The sequence below is a fragment of the Phyllobacterium sp. MT110 genome, from assembly GCF_058792715.1.
In genome coordinates, this window is the sequence record NZ_JBXAFE010000008.1 from 93,910 (window position 1) to 111,530 (window position 17,621).

Annotated in this window: 23 protein-coding genes and 1 pseudogene; 12 read left to right on the forward strand and 12 right to left on the reverse strand. The window is 55.1% G+C overall.

Features of this window, described 5'->3' with window-relative positions; translation table 11 throughout:
* Positions 1 to 10 precede the first annotated feature (10 nt).
* From AC1Q5O_RS25195 to AC1Q5O_RS25235, 9 genes and pseudogenes are all read right to left on the reverse strand, one after another.
* Entirely contained in the window at positions 11 to 577 is a 567-nt protein-coding gene (locus AC1Q5O_RS25195) for an Nmad5 family putative nucleotide modification protein (RefSeq protein WP_492566791.1), read from the reverse strand.
* Positions 578 to 638: 61 nt separating this feature from the next.
* Entirely contained in the window at positions 639 to 860 is a 222-nt protein-coding gene (locus AC1Q5O_RS25200; protein ID WP_492566793.1) for a hypothetical protein, read from the reverse strand.
* Positions 850 to 1,191, reverse strand: a complete 342-nt coding sequence (locus tag AC1Q5O_RS25205; RefSeq protein WP_492566795.1) for a hypothetical protein — start codon at positions 1,189 to 1,191, stop codon at positions 850 to 852. Before AC1Q5O_RS25205 ends, AC1Q5O_RS25200 begins: the two co-directional genes overlap by 11 nt.
* Positions 1,188 to 1,571: a hypothetical protein gene (locus tag AC1Q5O_RS25210; RefSeq protein WP_492566797.1), complete on the reverse strand. Its 384-nt coding sequence runs from the start codon at positions 1,569 to 1,571 to the stop codon at positions 1,188 to 1,190. Before AC1Q5O_RS25210 ends, AC1Q5O_RS25205 begins: the two co-directional genes overlap by 4 nt.
* The gene (locus AC1Q5O_RS25215) at positions 1,568 to 2,251 is read right to left on the reverse strand and encodes a hypothetical protein (protein ID WP_492566799.1); all 684 of its coding nucleotides are present in this window, start codon (positions 2,249 to 2,251) and stop codon (positions 1,568 to 1,570) included. Before AC1Q5O_RS25215 ends, AC1Q5O_RS25210 begins: the two co-directional genes overlap by 4 nt.
* An 8-nt stretch (positions 2,252 to 2,259) precedes the next feature.
* Positions 2,260 to 2,562 (reverse strand): hypothetical protein, encoded by a 303-nt coding sequence (locus AC1Q5O_RS25220; protein ID WP_492566801.1) that lies wholly within the window; start codon positions 2,560 to 2,562, stop codon positions 2,260 to 2,262.
* Between the two features lie 84 nt (positions 2,563 to 2,646).
* Complete coding sequence (locus AC1Q5O_RS25225) at positions 2,647 to 3,666, reverse strand: tyrosine-type recombinase/integrase (protein ID WP_492566803.1); 1,020 nt, start codon at positions 3,664 to 3,666, stop codon at positions 2,647 to 2,649.
* Positions 3,667 to 3,719: 53 nt separating this feature from the next.
* A pseudogene (locus AC1Q5O_RS25230) lies at positions 3,720 to 3,866 on the reverse strand (helix-turn-helix domain-containing protein); the annotation flags it as partial.
* Positions 3,867 to 3,954: 88 nt separating this feature from the next.
* The gene (locus AC1Q5O_RS25235; protein WP_492566805.1) at positions 3,955 to 4,455 is read right to left on the reverse strand and encodes a helix-turn-helix domain-containing protein; all 501 of its coding nucleotides are present in this window, start codon (positions 4,453 to 4,455) and stop codon (positions 3,955 to 3,957) included.
* 146 nt (positions 4,456 to 4,601) lie between these two features.
* Between AC1Q5O_RS25235 and AC1Q5O_RS25240 the strand changes: the two genes are divergently transcribed.
* The 12 genes from AC1Q5O_RS25240 to AC1Q5O_RS25295 all read left to right on the forward strand — a co-directional run bounded on the left by AC1Q5O_RS25240 (position 4,602) and on the right by AC1Q5O_RS25295 (position 14,406).
* Positions 4,602 to 4,850 (forward strand): hypothetical protein, encoded by a 249-nt coding sequence (locus tag AC1Q5O_RS25240; RefSeq protein WP_492566806.1) that lies wholly within the window; start codon positions 4,602 to 4,604, stop codon positions 4,848 to 4,850.
* Complete coding sequence (locus tag AC1Q5O_RS25245) at positions 4,847 to 5,329, forward strand: hypothetical protein (protein ID WP_492566807.1); 483 nt, start codon at positions 4,847 to 4,849, stop codon at positions 5,327 to 5,329. The genes AC1Q5O_RS25240 and AC1Q5O_RS25245 overlap by 4 nt, the downstream gene beginning before the upstream one ends.
* Positions 5,326 to 5,553 (forward strand): helix-turn-helix domain-containing protein, encoded by a 228-nt coding sequence (locus AC1Q5O_RS25250; protein ID WP_492566809.1) that lies wholly within the window; start codon positions 5,326 to 5,328, stop codon positions 5,551 to 5,553. The genes AC1Q5O_RS25245 and AC1Q5O_RS25250 overlap by 4 nt, the downstream gene beginning before the upstream one ends.
* The gene (locus AC1Q5O_RS25255; protein ID WP_492566811.1) at positions 5,550 to 6,938 is read left to right on the forward strand and encodes a DEAD/DEAH box helicase; all 1,389 of its coding nucleotides are present in this window, start codon (positions 5,550 to 5,552) and stop codon (positions 6,936 to 6,938) included. Before AC1Q5O_RS25250 ends, AC1Q5O_RS25255 begins: the two co-directional genes overlap by 4 nt.
* 16 nt (positions 6,939 to 6,954) lie before the next feature.
* A complete protein-coding gene (locus AC1Q5O_RS25260; protein WP_492566813.1) occupies positions 6,955 to 7,488 on the forward strand; it encodes a hypothetical protein in 534 nt (177 codons plus the stop codon).
* Positions 7,488 to 8,711 carry a DUF2800 domain-containing protein gene (locus AC1Q5O_RS25265; protein WP_492566815.1) on the forward strand — a complete coding sequence of 408 codons (1,224 nt, stop codon included), beginning with the start codon at positions 7,488 to 7,490 and terminating at the stop codon, positions 8,709 to 8,711. Before AC1Q5O_RS25260 ends, AC1Q5O_RS25265 begins: the two co-directional genes overlap by 1 nt.
* 48 nt (positions 8,712 to 8,759) lie before the next feature.
* Entirely contained in the window at positions 8,760 to 9,317 is a 558-nt protein-coding gene (locus AC1Q5O_RS25270) for an ssDNA-binding protein (RefSeq protein WP_492566817.1), read from the forward strand.
* A gap of 85 nt (positions 9,318 to 9,402) precedes the next feature.
* Positions 9,403 to 9,609, forward strand: a complete 207-nt coding sequence (locus tag AC1Q5O_RS25275; protein WP_492566819.1) for a hypothetical protein — start codon at positions 9,403 to 9,405, stop codon at positions 9,607 to 9,609.
* Positions 9,610 to 9,611: 2 nt separating this feature from the next.
* Positions 9,612 to 10,172, forward strand: coding sequence for a deoxynucleotide monophosphate kinase family protein (locus AC1Q5O_RS25280; RefSeq protein ID WP_492566821.1), 561 nt, complete (start codon positions 9,612 to 9,614; stop codon positions 10,170 to 10,172).
* Complete coding sequence (locus tag AC1Q5O_RS25285) at positions 10,165 to 12,099, forward strand: DNA polymerase (protein WP_492566822.1); 1,935 nt, start codon at positions 10,165 to 10,167, stop codon at positions 12,097 to 12,099. The genes AC1Q5O_RS25280 and AC1Q5O_RS25285 overlap by 8 nt, the downstream gene beginning before the upstream one ends.
* Positions 12,096 to 12,320 (forward strand): hypothetical protein, encoded by a 225-nt coding sequence (locus AC1Q5O_RS25290; protein WP_492566824.1) that lies wholly within the window; start codon positions 12,096 to 12,098, stop codon positions 12,318 to 12,320. Before AC1Q5O_RS25285 ends, AC1Q5O_RS25290 begins: the two co-directional genes overlap by 4 nt.
* 1 nt (position 12,321) lies before the next feature.
* Complete coding sequence (locus tag AC1Q5O_RS25295) at positions 12,322 to 14,406, forward strand: AAA family ATPase (RefSeq protein WP_492566826.1); 2,085 nt, start codon at positions 12,322 to 12,324, stop codon at positions 14,404 to 14,406.
* 766 nt (positions 14,407 to 15,172) lie between these two features.
* On the opposite strand, the gene AC1Q5O_RS25300 is transcribed toward AC1Q5O_RS25295, so the two are convergent.
* The 3 genes from AC1Q5O_RS25300 to AC1Q5O_RS25310 all read right to left on the reverse strand — a co-directional run bounded on the left by AC1Q5O_RS25300 (position 15,173) and on the right by AC1Q5O_RS25310 (position 17,618).
* Positions 15,173 to 15,361 (reverse strand): hypothetical protein, encoded by a 189-nt coding sequence (locus AC1Q5O_RS25300; RefSeq protein ID WP_492566828.1) that lies wholly within the window; start codon positions 15,359 to 15,361, stop codon positions 15,173 to 15,175.
* Positions 15,358 to 15,762 (reverse strand): hypothetical protein, encoded by a 405-nt coding sequence (locus tag AC1Q5O_RS25305; RefSeq protein WP_492566829.1) that lies wholly within the window; start codon positions 15,760 to 15,762, stop codon positions 15,358 to 15,360. Before AC1Q5O_RS25305 ends, AC1Q5O_RS25300 begins: the two co-directional genes overlap by 4 nt.
* Before the next feature lie 65 nt (positions 15,763 to 15,827).
* A complete protein-coding gene (locus AC1Q5O_RS25310; protein ID WP_492566831.1) occupies positions 15,828 to 17,618 on the reverse strand; it encodes a VWA domain-containing protein in 1,791 nt (596 codons plus the stop codon).
* Positions 17,619 to 17,621 lie beyond the last annotated feature (3 nt).

Here is a 17,621-nt window from a genome sequence, read left to right on the forward strand (position 1 = left end):
GTGTGGGTGATCAGGCTGCGGCCAATCCGAGCAAGGAATTGACCTCATCCACTCGGACCATGGGCAAAGCTGCTTTTGGCTCGTCGTGGAATTTCTTGAAGAACTGTTCGCCCTCCGGCCAAGCCTCTGACAGCTTTGCGGTGGTCGTGACGCGAGACAGCATGACCGCGCAGGCTTTCGCCGCCGCCGTGCGTTCTTCCTTGTACTTTTCACATGCCGTCGCGTGGGCCTGAATGCGGTCGCACAGATCGCCGTGGGGGATGACCCCCAATTGGTTGCAGTGAAAACCGCCCTGTTTCTCGCCCTTTGCACGGTATGGGACAGGCAAGCCACCCCCGATGACGTTCAGTCGGATTGTTAAACCGCCGACGTTGAAGCGCAGACACGCATCCGGGCGAAACCAATTGCCGGGAAGCGCATTGACCTTTTTCAGTTCGGCTTCCGGGTAAATCGAGGCATATGCCTCCCGCGCAAGGGCATCTTCTGCTTTGTCCAGTGCCGCTTTTCGTGGGTCAAAAGTGTGCGCAACAGCCAAGTTGGCTATTGTTTCCCGCATGTAATTTGTCAGTTTTGCCATTTTCTTTGCTTTCAAATTTGCTTGTTTTGTCGCGCGCATAACGCGACAAAACACGCTGGTTTCAGAACCGGTCGAAAATCACCATGCGGATCGTGCCAACGGCTAGCACCAGCAAGAACAGGGTCAATGCAGCGACAATTGCAGCCACAAAGCATGCGCCGAACCAATCGGCGTTCCCCCAAGGCACATCAACGAACGTGCCTTTGCAGATGTTGTGGACACGTTCATAACCGACATAGGTCGCTGTCTTGAGGCACTTTTCGGTGGCAAGATTAACGTCCATTTTTAACGCCCTCCGCCCCGCCAAGCGCCGAAAAAAGGCCCTTTACCTTGTCGGCTGTCTCCATGGTGGCAATCGTTTCAGCGTAGGCCGTCCCGGTACTCACGACGACACGGGCAAACGCCAAGGATACCCCATGGAGCTTGTCTGCAAGCGCGCCTTCGCCTTTCTGCCGGAGCGTTTCGATTGCTTCATCAAGCACAGCATCGCCCGTGGTTTTGCTGGTTTCGTCAACCTGCGCAGCCTCGTAGGTGAGGTTCATAAAAGCACCGATGACGGCTTTCCCCTCCGGTGACAGGGAAGGGCTGTTCAAAATCTCATTCAGTCGGCTCATTGCTGTTCCTTTCTTTGTCGCAATAACTCGTTGATCATCTTGTCTCGCTCGGTGACGGGTATTCCTTCCCGGCGCAGCTTCCTTTTCAGGTGCCGGATGTCGTCGGGGATTTCCGCCGCCCTTTCACGCTGTCGCGCATGCGTGTCTTGCAGACGCCGTTTGAAATCTTCATCCTCGGCATGCATCCGGCGGAAACGCTCACTCGCAACCCGCCGCACCCGCTCTTTGTCTGCCAGCCCGTACCGCCGTGCCGCTTCCCGAACCGCGCCGTGAGATTTGCCAAGGGCTGCAGCGATTTGTTTGCATGGCGTGTCTGTGACATAAGCAGACACGAGGTAATCAATCATTTCATCAGTCCAGCGGGTTTCTTTGCTGTTCACAGGGTCTTCTCCAACTTGTCTTGGAGGTTCCGCAGGGCATCCGCTCGCACGTCATCCTGATAGCCGTCGCGGGCTTCCAAGGTGCGAATTTCATCGGCCAAGACGTGCTGCAACCCCGACCACACGGCCTCTTTGACCTCGCGGGTGATCTTCTCGTCGTCAATCAGCGGTGTCTCACCCATACCCGAAACAAAATCGCTCAGAGACACGTCCATGGTGGCCGTTATGCCGCCCTGTTTATGGTCCTGTTTTTCTTTGTACCTGCCGCGAGAGTGAACATTGCTCAGAATGTGGCTTTCGATGTCCCGCATTAGATAATCTCGGCGTTCATCGGGTGACAGCCGTGCATCGCGGTCACGGAAAATCCGTGTCATGCGATACGACCTTGGCTGTGTACGGTACGTGTCTTTAGCGGCCACATCATCGGCGTATATCGTACCCGGTCGAAAACCAGATAATATCCCCGACGGCGAAGGTGCTTGCGTCATTGCCGCTATAAACTGCCTTTCCGCGTCCTCCAAGGTTCCCGGATACAAGGCTTTAGGGTATAGGGATTTCCAGCCCCAAGGGGCAATCATTCGACCTGTAGAAGTCACAACATTCCCATCTTGGGAGATTTCCGCATCAACTCCAACGCCGTCGATAGCGGCATCCGGCTTGCCTGATTTTATGTCGACCATTTTGAACCTCAATGCATGTTTTGGCTATCGCGGGCGTTGAGAAACGACCGCAATACGATGTCGGGGTAATGCCCGCTGTCTACCAATCGCAGGACATGAAGCGCCTGTTCGCGCTCCATGATCGCCCATCCCAATTCCCGGCCCATGATGTTGATAGTCGCATGGCTTTCCGACAGGGCGTTCGTCTGCATGTCCAGCACTTCAACAGCTTCTTTGTTCCGGGCGCAGGACTGCAGCAAAAGCTGCCGCATGTGTCTGTATTCCTGCGAAAACGGCATCAATACCTTTATGAGACGGTCTGCGATGTTCATTTGTTTGTCGTGTCCTGAGTGTTGGTTTTAATAACCTACAAAACACACATATTACAGTTTGTAACGGTGCGCAAGAGGGTATGGTTAAAAATTTCTTCTGTTGACCGCACCGCGTAGATGCTCCGGGCAATGATGCAGATAGTGCTTGCGCACGGTGGCTTCGTTGTCGCCCAGAACACCGGCGATGTCCCATAGCGCGACCCCGGCACGTGCCGCGAGCGTTGCCCATGTATGGCGCATAACATGGGGCGTGACCCACGGATGGGGTGTACGTTCGCGGAAGGTGTCATAGCTCTTGCGGATAGCACCCTCGTCTATGACGTATTCGGAAATGCGCTCTTTGTAGGCGCGTTCCAGTACCGGCATGAGCCGGTCAGCGATGGGAACCTTGACGCGGCGCTTGTTGGTGATCTTCGCGCCGGTCACGTGGAAATCTATCAACCCGTGCTTCAAGTCCACGCGATCCCATGTCAGTGTTTCAATCGCTCCCTTGCGAGACGAGGTATCGAGAGCGATAGCCACAAACCGGGTTACACGGGTCAGGCGTTTTTCACCTATGCTGTCGCCCATGGCAAAAGCGTGAAATTCGGTTTCTTGGTTCTCATCCAAGAATAACTCTTTTCTGGGGGACTGTGACGGTAGTTCAATTTGCGGAATGTCATCACGCTTGATGTGCTTGTGCTTGGCTGAATAGTTCATCGCCGCAACCAAAGACGCCAGTTGTCGTCTTACGGTGCCGTCCTTCAAGTGCTTTTTCTCGGCGCGGTACTCTGCGATTACTTCGTCGTCAATGTTCTGCGGCAGGTAATCCTTGAAGAACTCCTTTACCGGCTTCAAGGCCCACTTTTCCGCGTCGTTCGTGCGAGCGCGTAGATACCGATCAATGATCGCGCCTACGTCCTGCCCGGTCGCTTTCTTGACCGCCGTCTGTTCGGCTTCTAGCCATTCTTTCAGGAACGTCTGCGCAGCAGGCTTGCTTGCCGTGCGCGTCGATACAGTTCGGCTCCGCCAATCTCCGTTTTCGAGCTTTTCGCTGAATCTGATCTCATATTTGCCAGCCCGATTTTTGACGAGTGGCGGGCTGCCGAGGGCGATTGTAGACATGTGTCTGTGTCTCCTGTCTTGGGTGTTGGTTCTAAATGCTTATTGTCTTGTATGTAGTCCAGAAAAACAGACAAACGCACAAGGCAAGGTCGGCCCCCTACGAAAGGGAGATTGCCTTCACGTCGCCAGCGAGCAACCGTCGATGGTTTACGGCGGATTATTGCTGCAGCTTCGGCGTCAGTGAGAAATTCGTCGGTCATATCCGAACCTCAGACAGGTGAGGGGTGTATATACCCCCTATAGGGGTATTATACCCCCTCCCGGTCTTCGCGGGTTTCGCCGGGCTTATCATTCCGATCTATCCGATTTGATCAAACCTTTTGCAAAGCGGTCGGCTTCCTCAACCACGTTCACAATTTTGACCGCATACTGCAGCGGCAAAAGCTTGTTGATGCGCAGATACACCTTATCCGAATGCCCTGCGACCACAGTCATAGACAGCTCTGGGTTTTCGCGCTCAATCGTTGCGCCGATTACGTCGGGCGCAAGGTCAGCCGGATCGACGCCTAGGGCTTCCGCGAGCTTTTGAAGGTTCACCGGATCGGGCACCGTTTTGCCTTTGAGGTAGACACTGATTCTGTCCCGGTTGCGGGCGCTGATTTTGCCGTCCGCGTTGGTAATCTCGCCCCAGATGGCTCTGGCAACGTCGGACTGTGACAACCCCCGCTCAACCATTATCTGCTGCAATCGCCTAGCAAAATTCTCGTTCTGTATCTGTGTTACAGGGCTCGCACCTTCCGTTTCCGTAAGGTCTGCGGGCGGCATAAGTCTGCGGCCACGTCTGGTCATGATCTTGCCTTTCAGGTGCATATTACGTGTCTGTTTGTGTCGTGTTTGTAGCACGTGACATCTACACCACGCAACATAAAACCATTGCAATTTGTAACGGGCGCTTCTAAGTCTCGTTTGATGGTTAATGAAAAGACAAAACAGACATGAACAACAAACCCACCAACGTAGGCGAACTACTGGACCTTCTGGGCGATCCCCGGTCCATCAATGACGCCATTAATCGCTGCGGATATCGGCCGCCGAGCGCAGGTAACATCCGCGTCTGGCGTCACCGGCAAATTGTTCCGGCCCGTTGGCATATTGCCCTGATCCGGGTGGCGGCAATGGTCGCCCCTCAAATCCCTTCTGATCGTATCCGGGATCTACTTTCCCCCTTGGAGGTCAGCGAATGACCCGCATTCTTGGTGTAGATCCCGGCGCGTCCGGCGCTATTGCCTTGCTCGACACAACGTTCATGTCGGTCAAGGTCTTTGATACCCCGACAGGCAAGGCAGGGCCGAATGGCCGGTCTGTCATTATGGACAGCATTCTTGCCCGCAACCTCAAATCGTTTGGCGAAATAGATGTTGCGATCATTGAAGACGTTCACTCCATGCCTCGCGACGGATCGTCGTCGGCCTTCAAGTTTGGGACGGCTTTCGGGATTATCCGCGGCATTGTCGCAGCGAACGAAATCCGCACTGTCTATGTGACGCCCGCCAAGTGGAAAGGCATGCTTGGCCTTGTCGGCAAAGACAAGGACGCATCCCGCGTCAAGGTGCTTGAGCTGTTCCCGAAATACTCAAACCTGTTTCAGCGCAAGATGGACCATGGGCGCGCGGAAGCTCTTTTGTTGGCTTATCTAGCCTACACAGGAGACATAAAGGTATGAACGCCGCCTTCCTCCTGTTCGACGTAGCGCTGAAACACGGCGTGGCCGCAGAAGACATAAAGAGCAAATCCCGCCGGGCTGACATTGCCAAGGCGCGGCATGAGTTCTGCTATCGCTGCAGACATGAGCTTGGCATGACCACCCACGTCATCGGCCAGATCATCAATCGCGATTTCTCGACCGTCTCCGCCAGCATTCAGAAGTATGCGGAGGGGGTCCAATGAGCGGGCTTTCTCTCAAGAACTACCAAGAGACAGGCACCAACTTTCTGACGGCTGGCCCGGCGCGCATTCTTGGCGACGAGCCGGGTCTAGGGAAGACAGCACAGCTTGTAGTGGCTGCAGCAAGAATTGGCGCAAAGCGCATCCTTGTGATTTGCCCGTCTGTCTTGCTCGTCAATTGGGAACGTGAGTTCCGCATGTGGTGGAGCCTCTATACAACCGCGCCCCTGCCGAACATCGTCCGCACGGATGCCAAATATAAGACGCTATCCCGCACAGAACCGACGATCCTCATTGTGAACTACGACAAGTTCTCTCGCCGGGATAAAAAGGCACGGCGATGCACGAACCCGTGGGCGTTGTTTGCGATCTCGACAAAATGGGACGCGATCATTCCAGATGAAGCCCACGCTTTGGGGAACATCGGGTCAAATCGCACACGATCAATTTATGGTGATCTGCTGCGGCAAAATCCGGTTGGCGACACCCATTGGTGGCCAACGTCCGGCACCATCATGCCGAACCATGCAGGGGAACTTTACCCGCACATTCGGGCGCTGTTCCCCGATGCAATCGCGAAAGCAGACGGCAAGCCCCTGCGACAGAGTGAGTTTGAAGACCGGTTCTGCGACGTGCGGGATACCCCGTTCGGGCGTGTCGTGCAGGGGTCCAAGAATATCAAGGCCCTCAAGCAAATTGTAGCGCCGTACTACCTCGGACGCCGTTCTGCGGACGTTTTGAAGGAGCTGCCGCCGCTGCGCTTCGCGGAACATCCTGTTCAGGTCAAGCCGACCAACGATCAGGTCAGCTCGCTCTTGAAGCAATCGTTCAAGACGATCAAGGCCATTTTGGCCGGCTGCCAGAGTGAAGCTGAAATTTTGGCGACACTGCAAAGTCAGGAAGTGGCGCTCTCCACCCAACGCCGGATCATCGGCGTTCTCAAGGCAGAAGTTATCGCGGAGTTAGTTGATAGCGAACTTATTGGGGGTGTGGATAAGCGGATTATTTTCCTTAACCACAGTGAGGCGATTGACAAAACCGCGTCTCTATTGAAGCATTATAGGACTGTAGTCCTAAATGGTCGGACTCCCATGGCTGAGCGTCAGGGGTTGGCGGACCAATTCCAGAACGACCCGGATACAAGGGTTTTCATCGGGCAAACGATGGTTTGTCGCGAGGGGCTGACGCTGACTGCGTCAAATCAAGTGATCTTGGGCGAACCATCGTGGACGCCCAAGGACAACTACCAAGCCGCAAAACGAGCTTCGCGGATTGGTCAGACGAGGCCGGTGCTGGCACGTCTCATTGTCGCTACCGGCACCGTGGACGAACTCGTTTTGCGGGTGATCACCCGCAAAACACAAGAATTGGCGGAATTTTTTGGCTGAAAGAAAGGAAACAGTCATGGGGCTTAAAATCTCGGTCGTCGCAGACGATCTCGCGGAATTGGGTGCAGAACTGCAGAAACTTGCGATTGGTATTCTAGGGGAAGATGCTTTCCCGGCGCAGGCCAAGGGGCTTGCCGGATACACGGACAAGGAACTGGCAGGCGAGCTTGTCCATCGCGGATATAGCATTGATTTAATCACCGCGCAGACGAACAACGCCACGGAAGATGTCGCCAAGGCAGGAACGCCCGCGCCCAAGGCGGAGAAGAAATCCAAGGCGAAAGCCGAGCCGACCGAAGACGCCGCAAAAGACGAACCTGCGCCCGCAGCGGACGAACCTGCGTCGGCATTGTCCGGCAAGGACGCCTACGACAAGGGCGTTGCGATCATGATGGAAATCTACGCGAACAAGCCGGATGCCAAGTCCGATGTCATGGCCGTTCTCAAGGAATATGGCGTCAAGAGCTTCATGGATATTGATGCCGACGAACACGGCGTTGACTTGCTTGAAAAAGCTTCCAGCCTCAAGACCAAATGGGACGCCAAATAATGGCGGAGAAAGCTCATGCCGTCTTGTCGGCCAGCGGTTCATCCATCTGGTTGAACTGCACGAAATCGGGGGAGCTTTCGGCATTGCCGGATGCTCCACCGCGCAAAGATAGTGTCTTTGCCGCCGAAGGCACCGCAGCGCATGAGTTGGCCGAGACATGCTTGCGGGATCAGAAAGACGCTGACCTGTTCCTCAATCTTGATTTCAACGGGTTCAAGGTATCCCGTGAAATGGCGGATGGTGTGCAGATTTTCGTGGATCATTGCCGCACGTTGATGTCCGGCAGTGCCTATCACGCGGTCGAAACGGTCGTGTCGTTGAAATCGCTATGGGAGGTTGAGGGCAAGACATGCCCGACCGATCTATACGGAACCGCCGATTTCATCGCGTATGCCGGTGACACCCTGCATGTCGTGGACCTCAAATATGGTGCGGGGGTCATTGTCGAGGCTGTGAACAACACACAGCTCCGGTATTACGGTCTGGGCGCGTTGCTTCATCTGAGTGAGCAAGGATACCGGCTCCCGAACAATGTTTGTCTGACGATTGTGCAGCCCCGCGCTCACGGCGCTGGTGGACCTGTACGGCAGTGGACAATCCCGACAATCGACCTGCTTTTGTGGGCTGATACGGTCATCATTCCTACTGTTGAAGCGATTTTGTCTGGTAATACGGCCTACAAAACAGGCAAACATTGTCGCTGGTGTCCCATTGCAGGGCGTTGCCCGGAACTGCGCAAGGACGCCATGCAGATCGCCAAGACACAGTTTGACGACGTGACAGCAACGCCTCCTGATCCGGGTCTTATTTCGCTGGATGATTTGGGGGCGATCCTCGCACAGGCCGAACTGATTTCCGGTTGGGTGGCGCAAGTCCGCGCTGCTGTGTCTCACGCCATTGACACCGGCAAGACAGTCAATGGCTGGAAGCTGGTCCTCAAGCGGGCAACCCGTAAATGGACCGACGAACAGCAAGTGCTTGAAATTCTCAGGAAAGAGATGGGTTCGACCGGTATCGGTGAACTCTGCACCGAACCTAAGCCGCTGTCTCCCGCACAGATGGAAAAGGCCCTCAAGAGGGGTTTTGCTCTTGATCTCAAGGATATGGGCCTTGACGCGGCAATCACAGCAGAAAGTTCCGGCACGACACTTGTGCCTGATGAAGACACTCGCTCTGCGGCACCTACAGGCCCGCAGAACGCGTTTGAAGACGCTGACCTGTAGACAACACCCCGGCAGCCACCGGTTCAATCGTAATAAGGAGACTATCACATGGCTGCACTTCGTACCCCGTTCGGACTTCTCTCATTCCCGAACATCTTTACTGCCCGCGCACCTGTTGAGGGTGCGGACCCACGCTACTCGGTCAATCTTGTCTTCGACAAGGAGGCCCAACAGTCCCCAGAGTTCAAGGCCCTGAAAGACGCAATCGCTCAGTGCGCCAAGGAAAAGTGGGGCAACAAGATGCCTGCCAACCTGCGCAATCCCATCCGGGACGCCTCGGAAAAGGATTATGCCGGTTATGATGACGGCTGTGTCTTCATCAATGCTTGGACAAAAAATCCTCCCGGCATTGTTGGCCCGAACCGTGAAGACATCCTTGATCCCAACGACGTTTGGGCTGGCCAGCTCGCCCGCATCACCGTGAAGCCTTTTGCCTATGACACGTCCGGCAACAAGGGCGTAGCTCTGGGTCTTGAGAATATCCAGATTGGCAAGTTCGACATGCCACGCCTCGACGGACGCACTGCAGCAAACAAGGCATTCGATGACGCTGGCGATGTGTCTGGAAATGCAGGAGACACAGACGACAGTGATCCTTTCCGCTGATCGTCTGCAGCGCCCGGCGGAAATCCTCCCCCGCCGGGCGCACCCCCCAAACCCTTCGATTGTTTTCTGCATAGGAGCTGCCGTCATGGCTTCCAGACTTCAACTATTTGACAAGTTCGTGATCACGGAAGGGAAGGGCCAGCGAGTGGCCATAGACCCCAAGCGGGTCACGTTCGCCCGGCAGACTGCGCATGGCTCTGTCTTCCTCGGATACAATAAAGATTTTGGCTTTGACGTGATCGGTGAGATTTCCGCCGTCGTGGAAAAACTCAATCAGGGCCGGGGAGAATGACCATGGCAAAGCCAATGATCATCGCCCTTGCTGGTCCTATCGAGTCCGGTAAATCCGAAGTTGCGCAATATCTGCAGGATGTTCACGGCTTCGAGCGCGAGGCTTTCAGCCAACCGCTGAAAGACATGTTGCGGTCCTTTGGGCTGACGAATGAACATCTTGAAGGTCGTCTGAAAAACATGCCGTTGGCGTGTCTGGGCGGAAAGACACCTCGTCACGCCATGCAAACCCTTGGCACCGAGTGGGGCCGGGGCATGATCTTCCCCAAGGTCTGGACCGATCATTGGACCGTCCGCGCCAAGCGTGTACTTGCCGACGGCCTGTCTGTTGTCGAGGAAGGGACGCGATTTCCCAACGAAATCGAGACTGTAAAGGCCCTTGGCGGGTACGTCCTTTATGTGGATCGCCCCGCAGCTGACCGGGGCGTCTCAAGCGAGCATGTCTCTGAACTTGGCAACCTCAAGAGCTTGTGCCACGCGACCATCATCAACCACGGCAACATCCACGATCTGTACGAGAACATTGAAACCGTCGTGCAAGCCTTGGTCAATCAGCATGGCTGATAAGCTATATATCGACTTTGAGACACGTTCACGAGTGGACCTCAAAAAGTCGGGCGCGTGGCGCTATGCAGAAGACAGCTCTACGGACGTTTTCTGCATGGCCTATGCCTTCGGCAACGGACCTGTAGATATCTGGATCGAGGGGCAACCGCTGCCGCAGGCAATCTCGGACTATGTCATGGGTGGCCGCAAGGTCCACGCATGGAACGCGGCGTTCGAATATGCCATTTGGAACCGGATATGTGTTCCTCGTCTAGGCTGGCCAGCGTTGCGTGTCTACCAGCTCCGGGACACCATGGCTGCGGCCGCATATTGGGGCCTGCCCCTGTCTTTGGACATGGCAGCGTTTGCCTGTGGCGCAAGCATACTCAAAGACAAGATCGGCGCTGCGCTCATGCGCAAGTTGAGCAAGCCCCGCAAAGACGGGACTTGGTGGCATGACGCCGACCCGTCATTGCTCCCCGGCCTCTATGATTATTGCAAACAGGACGTTGCAGCCGAACGCGCCGTCTCGGACAAAATCCCCGAACTGCCGGACACGGAACAGCAAGTCTGGATGGCCGACCTCCAAATTAATGAGCGCGGCGTCCAGTTGGACATGCAGCTTGTCTCAGAACTGAAAAAGTTCACAGACTACGAGAAGCAAGACCTTGACCGGCGCATGCAGCAATTGACCGGCGGGGAGGTGACAACCTGCAATCAGGTTGCCCGCATTCTGGCATTCGTCCAAAAGAACAACCCGCATGTGCTTTCTCTGGACAAGGAAGCGATCATAGGCGCGCTCGCAAGCAGACTGACCCCTGTGGCGCGCGAAGTGCTTGAGCTGCGCCAGAACGCCGCCAAAAGCTCCACGTCCAAACTTGAGGCCATGCTGAACACTGTCTGCCGGGACGGGCGAGTGCGAGGGCTGATACAATACTACGGTGCGAACCGCACCGGGCGTTGGGCCGGTCGGCTGGTCCAAATTCAAAACCTACCCAGACCCACCACAAAGCGCGTGGCCGAGATTATCGCCATGGTGTTGAAGGGGGCAGGGCCGGACGAAGTAGGTCTGTTCCTCAATCCTTTGGATGCCGTGTCTTCGGTGATACGCGGCTGTTTCGCTGCATCCGCAAAATGCATCTTCGCACAAAACGACTTGTCCCAGATCGAGGCTCGCGTTGTCGCGTGGCTAGCCGGGCAAGACGATATCTTGAGTGTCTTTGAGAGCGGCGACGACGTGTATGTCTATACCGCGAACAAGATGGGCTCTAGTGATCGCCAACTTGGCAAAGTTCTGGTTCTTGCCTGCGGTTTCGGCATGGGCTGGTCCAAATTCCAAGACACCGCCAAAACCTACGGCTTGTCGCTGTCCGATGACTTTTCCGAACGGGCTGTTCAAGGTTGGCGAGCAAACAATCCGTCAATTGTCTCTTACTGGCGTCTGATACAGGAGGCTTGTGTCCGTGCAATCGCTTCCCCCGGCACAAGACACTTTGTCGGCCCCGCCGGAAGACGTGTCCAGATTGGTGTTTCCACTTCCGGCAGGACAGCGGGCCATTTGCTCATAAAGTTGCCCTCCACGCGATACCTTGTGTATCGGGACGCCACGCTTGAGCAGGGCAGATACGGTCTCGAAGTTACCTACATGGGCATGAACCAGTACACCCGGAAATGGGAACGCTTGCGGACCTATGGCGGAAAGTTGGTCGAGAACATCACTCAGGCGGTCGCCCGCGACGTGCTGGCAGAGGCAACAGTCAAGATTGAAACCCGCATTCCCGGTATCGTCATGTCTGTGCACGACGAGCTGATCCACGAATGTTTGTTGGTAAATGAGAAAAACACAGCAGACACAATTGCGCAAATCATGAATACTCCCCCGGTCTGGGCTGGCGGTCTGCCCGTAAGCTCGGACGGCTGGACCGGCCCGAGGTATCGCAAATGAACCTGCGCCGGGGGCTTATACGCGAAATGCGAGAAGAGATTGCCGCTGTAGGCGGCACAGTGCAGCAAACCATCAAGGGCCGCAAACACTGGAAAGTGTTCTGGGTCAGCGTGACCGGCGAAAGACACATTACTGTCTGCGCTGCCACCGCAAGCGATTTCCGCGCGGCGCTCAACGTGCGCGCGAACATAAGGCGTCAAGCCAGATTTCAGGGACAATGACATGGCTGGAAACTTCAAAACACAGGCTGACTTTGGTTTTAAGGATGAACTTGTGGCCGTTGCGCGCGGTAGCAAAGTCCCGATGTTCCCGGATTGGGAAACATACGTCGTCGGTGACAAGGACATTGACCGCTGGGACATGCAGCGAAACAATGTCGGCCTGCGGACCACATACTACCCAACGTTCGATATCGATATTTCCATTCCTGCGGTGGCATCCGCAGTTGAAACGATCCTGCGCGACACGATTGGAGCGCGATACGTATTTCGAGGTCGGAAAGATGCGAACGGAAGGCCCTATGTTAAACGGGCTTTTGTCTACAGGCTTGACCCGTTCGCTGGAAAATTCCGCAAGATGCGCGTGTCTGCCAAGACAGTATCGGGCGACGAAATTGCGGTGGAGCTACTTGCTGACGGGCAACAGGTAGTTCTTGCAGGAACACACCCCGACGGGTCCGAATACGGGATTTTGTCTACGCTGCGCAACGCGGATGAGCTGGACATGGTGAACGTGATGTCTGCCGAAACCGCCATTGAAAGGATTGCCGAACACTTTGAAAGGATGGGATGCACCAAAATCAAGGTAAACGGCACAAGCACCCATCAAGCACAGGTGCAAGCGGCTCCACAGATCGAAGTCACAGACGAACAATGGGAACAGCTTCCGTCTATCGTCGCAGCCATTCCGAACGATGATGACCGGCATTGGGACGATTGGCTCAAGGTGGGTTTCGCACTCAGGACATGCGCCGGAGACAATGAGGATCGACAGGCGGAAGCTTTCGCCATCTGGGAAGAGTTTTCAGCTCGCAGCCCCAAGGATGACCCGGATTTCACGAGACACAAATGGGAGAACGATATTGCTGTCTCCAACCGCGGCAATGTCGGTCTTGGCTCTCTGATCTGGGAAGCCCGACAGAACGGCTGGACAGACGGCACTGCAACCGCCGCGCGGGACGCTTTCGATGACGTTGATCTGGGTTCAAAGCCCCCGGTGTCACAGCAGGCCAAAAGCAATTTGCTGAACTCGGTCGCATCTGTGCTTGTGTACCCGAAGGATTGGAAGGGCAAGACAGCACCCGCCCGTGTCTGGTTGGTCGATGGATGGATACCGGCTGCAGAGGTCACGTCGTTCTATGCGCCCGGCGGTTCCGGCAAATCCCTTTTGGCGCAGCAGCTTTCCACGTGCCGGGCAATCGGCGCGGATTGGTTGGGGCTGCCGACGAAGGCGGGCAGGACTCTTGTCTTGGCCTGCGAAGACAAGCTCGATGAGATCTGGCGTAGACAGGAGGACGTGAACTCCCATCTGATGACAGACATGCAGACAGTGGACGTTGGTGTCGGCTATTGGAGCCGCGTCGGAAACATCGACAACGCCTTGATGACCATCGATCCCCAGACCAACAAAGGCACTCTCACCGATTTCTGGAAGGGGGTCAAAGTTCTGACCGAGAAAGAGGGCTTTGACCTGATTATTGTAGACACGGTGGCCGACACATTCCCGGACAACGAAAATGACCGATACAAGGTCAACCTTTTCATCAAGGGGGCGTTGGCCAAGTTGGCGCAAGAAACCGGGGCTGCAATCCTTGTTCTCGCACACCCAAGCAAATCGTCAATGCAGGGCAAAGACCTGTCATCGGGCAGCACGGCGTGGGACGGCGCAGTTCGGCAAAAGCTAGGCATGCGCAAGAATGAAGACGGCGTGACCTATGCGCTCGCCAAGAACAAATCCAACTATTCATCCACTGGCGATGAAATCACGCTCAAGTGGGAGAAGGGCGTCTTTGTTGTCGTGGCATCGTCACAGGGCGGCGCGGGCAACCACGATCAGGATGTTGACGACTACCTGATCCAAGGCATTCACACTGCGGCGGGGCGCGGCCTTGAGCTTGGTGCATCGCATATGTCCAAGTCCCGTTACGCGCCATCATGGGTTTACGACAATGTGCAGCCGCCGGTTGAAATCGAAGATTTTGTAGACACGAAGATGCTGAAATCTTCTCTGCAACGCTTACTCCGGTCGGGGAAATTGATCACTTCGGCGGGGTCGCAAATAAGCCAGAAACTTGAGGTGACAGCTTGACTTTGAAACGTTATTTCGTTACGTTTCTGTTGTCACTTTTTGACGTTTCCCCTAAATTAGAACCCGCCTTATTCGGCGGGTTTTCTTTTGCGCGAAGTTTGAAATTTCAAAATGAAAATTCACCAGAAAATCAAAACATATTAGTAAAATCTGGATTTTTAACAGCTATTTAGGTGGCTGTAGCCGGTTGTATTTTTTCGCTAGGCATCGGTCCATGTACCGCTCGCGCAAGCCCCTGTTCATGTCTACCGGGACGATACGTCCAGACGGCGCGCCCGTGACCAGATTCGGGTCATTCATCTGGAAAGAGCCGACGGCCTGCGGTATTTCTTTGAATGACGCAATTTGGCATCTGTCTATTTCGGCTTGCGAGTGTCCGGGATAGATTTTCGGCTGCATGTATGTCGGTACGTCTGACTGACAACCGGCAACGCTCAAGACCCCGCACACCACGGCAATAGATAACCCCCGCATAAAAAATCCCCCTGCGATCTAAGACAACAGGGGGAGATTTCAACGGCGGGGTTTACTCTGTCAAGTCTGCCCCGTCCCAAACCCACGCGCCTATCGCAACAATTGCGGCCAGAATGGTTATGAACACGGCGAACGTTCCCGCCAGTATTGTAAAGCTCCCTGCAAACGGTCCGGTTCGGACCGCCCAATGCATACCATCTGTGAACATCCAGAGAGCGACACCCCCCGAAGAACCAAGACACCAACGCGGACGAACTAGAAGCAATCGCGCGTTTGACCCAGAGATTACCTGTCATTTGCGGTTCCTGCCTTTCTTGCGCGCCAGCACATGCGTATGGTTCATGCCCTCCGCGTATTTCTGCGGGTTGTCGTTATACTCGCTCAAAAGCCGCTTGTTCCTACGTTCCTCCCAATAGGCGAACCAGCAAAACCCGGCGACAAGACAGGCGAAGACGAACAGCGCGAACACAAGGCCGGTCATGTTGCGGCCTCCGTTTCCAGTGTTTTGAGCGCTTGCACGTACCATACGTTGTTGATGTCGCTATCCGTGATCGTGCGCAAATCGTCGGGCGATTTGATAGCACCCCACCAGCTTTCCACGCCGTAGATAATCTGCGCCAGATCAGGAACGAATATCGCGGGGTTCGCATATCCGCGTTTGATGGAAAGAATGCCGGATTCGACCTTCCAGCCCATCATGATTCCCATTTCTCCCAGATAAACGCCTAGGAACGTTTTGCCGCCGTATGTTTCTGCGCATGGCCGGACGGCGACAAAGCCACCCTGTTTAACGCGACTAAAAAGCGGCTTTTCCAGCCGGACAAGCGCCACGTTTTTATCAAGCTGCAATGCTGTCGCTGGTTCTTCCAGTTCATGTGTCATGATTTTGTTTCCTGATGATTTGAGAGGAAAAGGGGCGCGGCAACCCGCGCCCGCAATGGGGATGCTCATGCAGCCTTTTTCGCCAACTGCCGCGCCAGCACTCCAAGGCCGGTGCGGGCGATATCGTCCATGTCGTCCGAAACCTTGATCGCGTTTCGAAATGAGCGAGAAACATCAATCCCCACGCCAAAGCCGATGACTTCCGCGCCCATGCTTTCGGCAACAAGCGCCGCGTCTTTGCAAACCAGTGGACGATAATCGCAATTACCATCCGTCAAAACGAAAAGAATGTGCCGGGTGGCAGACACTTTCATCAACTTCTTTGCGGCATGAATGATCGCCGGTGACATGTTGGTCCCGCTGCTCTGATAGAAGGCCAGATTTGCCATGCTCGCCGCACATGCGCGCGTCTTTTTATTGAACGGCTTGGCAATCCGCAAAACGCTGGAATTGCTACTATTCTCGTCGTCAAATCCAGCAACTTCGATCTTTGCGCCCGCCTGTTCAACGGCTTCCGCCATATGAATAGCGAGTGTCGCGGCGGACATGTTGCGAGCGTTGGACCGCATCGACGGCGAGATATCGACAAGGAAATAGACCGCTGCAAGCGTTCCGTCTTCCTCTTGGCGGCGCTTGAACACGCGAGTTGAACCCGCCCGCATTTTGGCTGCAAGGCGCGTGTCCAGCCGTCCAGCTTCAAGGTAACGCTCAAAGGACACACGATCTGGGGCGGACACGATATTCTTGATGTCTGTGCGGAGCTTTGCGTTGCCTTTCAGCATATTTTTCAACTTCGCATAGACTGTGTCATCCACATGCTGGTTTGTCGGCATTGGATATTCTGCTTGGCCGCACCAGCTAGATATTTGACCGGCGCTGAATTGTTGCCGCTGCTTTTCATCGGCATGGGCTTCATTGGCGTCATATCTTTTGGTCATCCCGAAACGTTCGGATATATCCGTCGGCTTAGTGGCAAGGGCATCATCAAATCCGGCGCTGCGGGCTTTACCCGCGCCGCTTCCGCCTTCGCCCTTCTGCGGGGTATCTTGCCCGCGCGAACCTTGTCCGCTGCTGCCACTCCCTGTCTGCGCCTTTTGTGTCTGCCCGGCGTCGCCTTGCTGTTCCTTGCCCTGCTGACCCTGTTGTCCAGATGCTTGCCCCTGTCCTTGGCCCTGCTGCTGCTGTTGTCTGGCGCTGTTGACAGCGTTTTTCAGTGTCTTGGCAATTTCCAGACATTCATACGTTCCGCTTTTGCCGGATGATGTCTTGGCGATCGCGTCAAGCACCCGACGCAAGGCGGTTTGGATGTGGGGTTTCAGCGCTGAAAAAGCGGGCAGGGAGGGGACGTTGTATCCAAGCAATTCCACGCGCCCGATATACGCAATAGAAGACAGGAAGGCGCGGTCATCGGTCCAGTCAAAGTTTTCCTTCGCGGCCTTGTAAGCGATGCTTTCGCAAAGGGCTTCAAGGTAGCGCTTGGCGTTTGGGTATTTGCCAGCGTTGACAATACCGCGTTCTATGCGCACGTCTTCAATGGCGTTCAATTCCTGCGACAGGCCAAGCTTGACAGCTTCGTCCCAGACCTTGAAATCAGTCTGCACTGCATGGCCTAGCACCTCATGCAGCCAATAGCCGGTCAAGCGCTCGACCTCCTTTTTGGTCAGCTTGCCGTCAATCGGCATGGCGGGCATGTGCAATTCGAAATCAGTGTAGGGCTTAGGGCAAACGATTGCCGCCGTCTCACCAACATAACCGGTTTTGATAGTCCAATGACTGCGGTGGTCATCGGTGGCGTCAACGTAGGATTTGACAGCGGCGATTTTGACGCCTTCCAGATAGTCATAAACGAGTGTCATTTG

What these genes read in the sequence shown, in the direction of transcription:
- AC1Q5O_RS25195 (WP_492566791.1), bottom strand. Translation starts at nt 577, where the DNA reads ATGGCAAAACTGACAAATTACATGCGGGAAACAATAGCCAACTTGGCT.
- AC1Q5O_RS25200 (WP_492566793.1), bottom strand. Translation starts at nt 860, where the DNA reads ATGGACGTTAATCTTGCCACCGAAAAGTGCCTCAAGACAGCGACCTAT.
- AC1Q5O_RS25205 (WP_492566795.1), bottom strand. Translation starts at nt 1,191, where the DNA reads ATGAGCCGACTGAATGAGATTTTGAACAGCCCTTCCCTGTCACCGGAG.
- AC1Q5O_RS25215 (WP_492566799.1), bottom strand. Translation starts at nt 2,251, where the DNA reads ATGGTCGACATAAAATCAGGCAAGCCGGATGCCGCTATCGACGGCGTT.
- AC1Q5O_RS25220 (WP_492566801.1), bottom strand. Translation starts at nt 2,562, where the DNA reads ATGAACATCGCAGACCGTCTCATAAAGGTATTGATGCCGTTTTCGCAG.
- AC1Q5O_RS25225 (WP_492566803.1), bottom strand. Translation starts at nt 3,666, where the DNA reads ATGTCTACAATCGCCCTCGGCAGCCCGCCACTCGTCAAAAATCGGGCT.
- AC1Q5O_RS25235 (WP_492566805.1), bottom strand. Translation starts at nt 4,455, where the DNA reads ATGACCAGACGTGGCCGCAGACTTATGCCGCCCGCAGACCTTACGGAA.
- AC1Q5O_RS25240 (WP_492566806.1), top strand. Translation starts at nt 4,602, where the DNA reads ATGAACAACAAACCCACCAACGTAGGCGAACTACTGGACCTTCTGGGC.
- AC1Q5O_RS25245 (WP_492566807.1), top strand. Translation starts at nt 4,847, where the DNA reads ATGACCCGCATTCTTGGTGTAGATCCCGGCGCGTCCGGCGCTATTGCC.
- AC1Q5O_RS25250 (WP_492566809.1), top strand. Translation starts at nt 5,326, where the DNA reads ATGAACGCCGCCTTCCTCCTGTTCGACGTAGCGCTGAAACACGGCGTG.
- AC1Q5O_RS25255 (WP_492566811.1), top strand. Translation starts at nt 5,550, where the DNA reads ATGAGCGGGCTTTCTCTCAAGAACTACCAAGAGACAGGCACCAACTTT.
- AC1Q5O_RS25260 (WP_492566813.1), top strand. Translation starts at nt 6,955, where the DNA reads ATGGGGCTTAAAATCTCGGTCGTCGCAGACGATCTCGCGGAATTGGGT.
- AC1Q5O_RS25265 (WP_492566815.1), top strand. Translation starts at nt 7,488, where the DNA reads ATGGCGGAGAAAGCTCATGCCGTCTTGTCGGCCAGCGGTTCATCCATC.
- AC1Q5O_RS25270 (WP_492566817.1), top strand. Translation starts at nt 8,760, where the DNA reads ATGGCTGCACTTCGTACCCCGTTCGGACTTCTCTCATTCCCGAACATC.
- AC1Q5O_RS25275 (WP_492566819.1), top strand. Translation starts at nt 9,403, where the DNA reads ATGGCTTCCAGACTTCAACTATTTGACAAGTTCGTGATCACGGAAGGG.
- AC1Q5O_RS25280 (WP_492566821.1), top strand. Translation starts at nt 9,612, where the DNA reads ATGGCAAAGCCAATGATCATCGCCCTTGCTGGTCCTATCGAGTCCGGT.
- AC1Q5O_RS25285 (WP_492566822.1), top strand. Translation starts at nt 10,165, where the DNA reads ATGGCTGATAAGCTATATATCGACTTTGAGACACGTTCACGAGTGGAC.
- AC1Q5O_RS25290 (WP_492566824.1), top strand. Translation starts at nt 12,096, where the DNA reads ATGAACCTGCGCCGGGGGCTTATACGCGAAATGCGAGAAGAGATTGCC.
- AC1Q5O_RS25295 (WP_492566826.1), top strand. Translation starts at nt 12,322, where the DNA reads ATGGCTGGAAACTTCAAAACACAGGCTGACTTTGGTTTTAAGGATGAA.
- AC1Q5O_RS25300 (WP_492566828.1), bottom strand. Translation starts at nt 15,361, where the DNA reads ATGACCGGCCTTGTGTTCGCGCTGTTCGTCTTCGCCTGTCTTGTCGCC.
- AC1Q5O_RS25305 (WP_492566829.1), bottom strand. Translation starts at nt 15,762, where the DNA reads ATGACACATGAACTGGAAGAACCAGCGACAGCATTGCAGCTTGATAAA.
- AC1Q5O_RS25310 (WP_492566831.1), bottom strand. Translation starts at nt 17,618, where the DNA reads ATGACACTCGTTTATGACTATCTGGAAGGCGTCAAAATCGCCGCTGTC.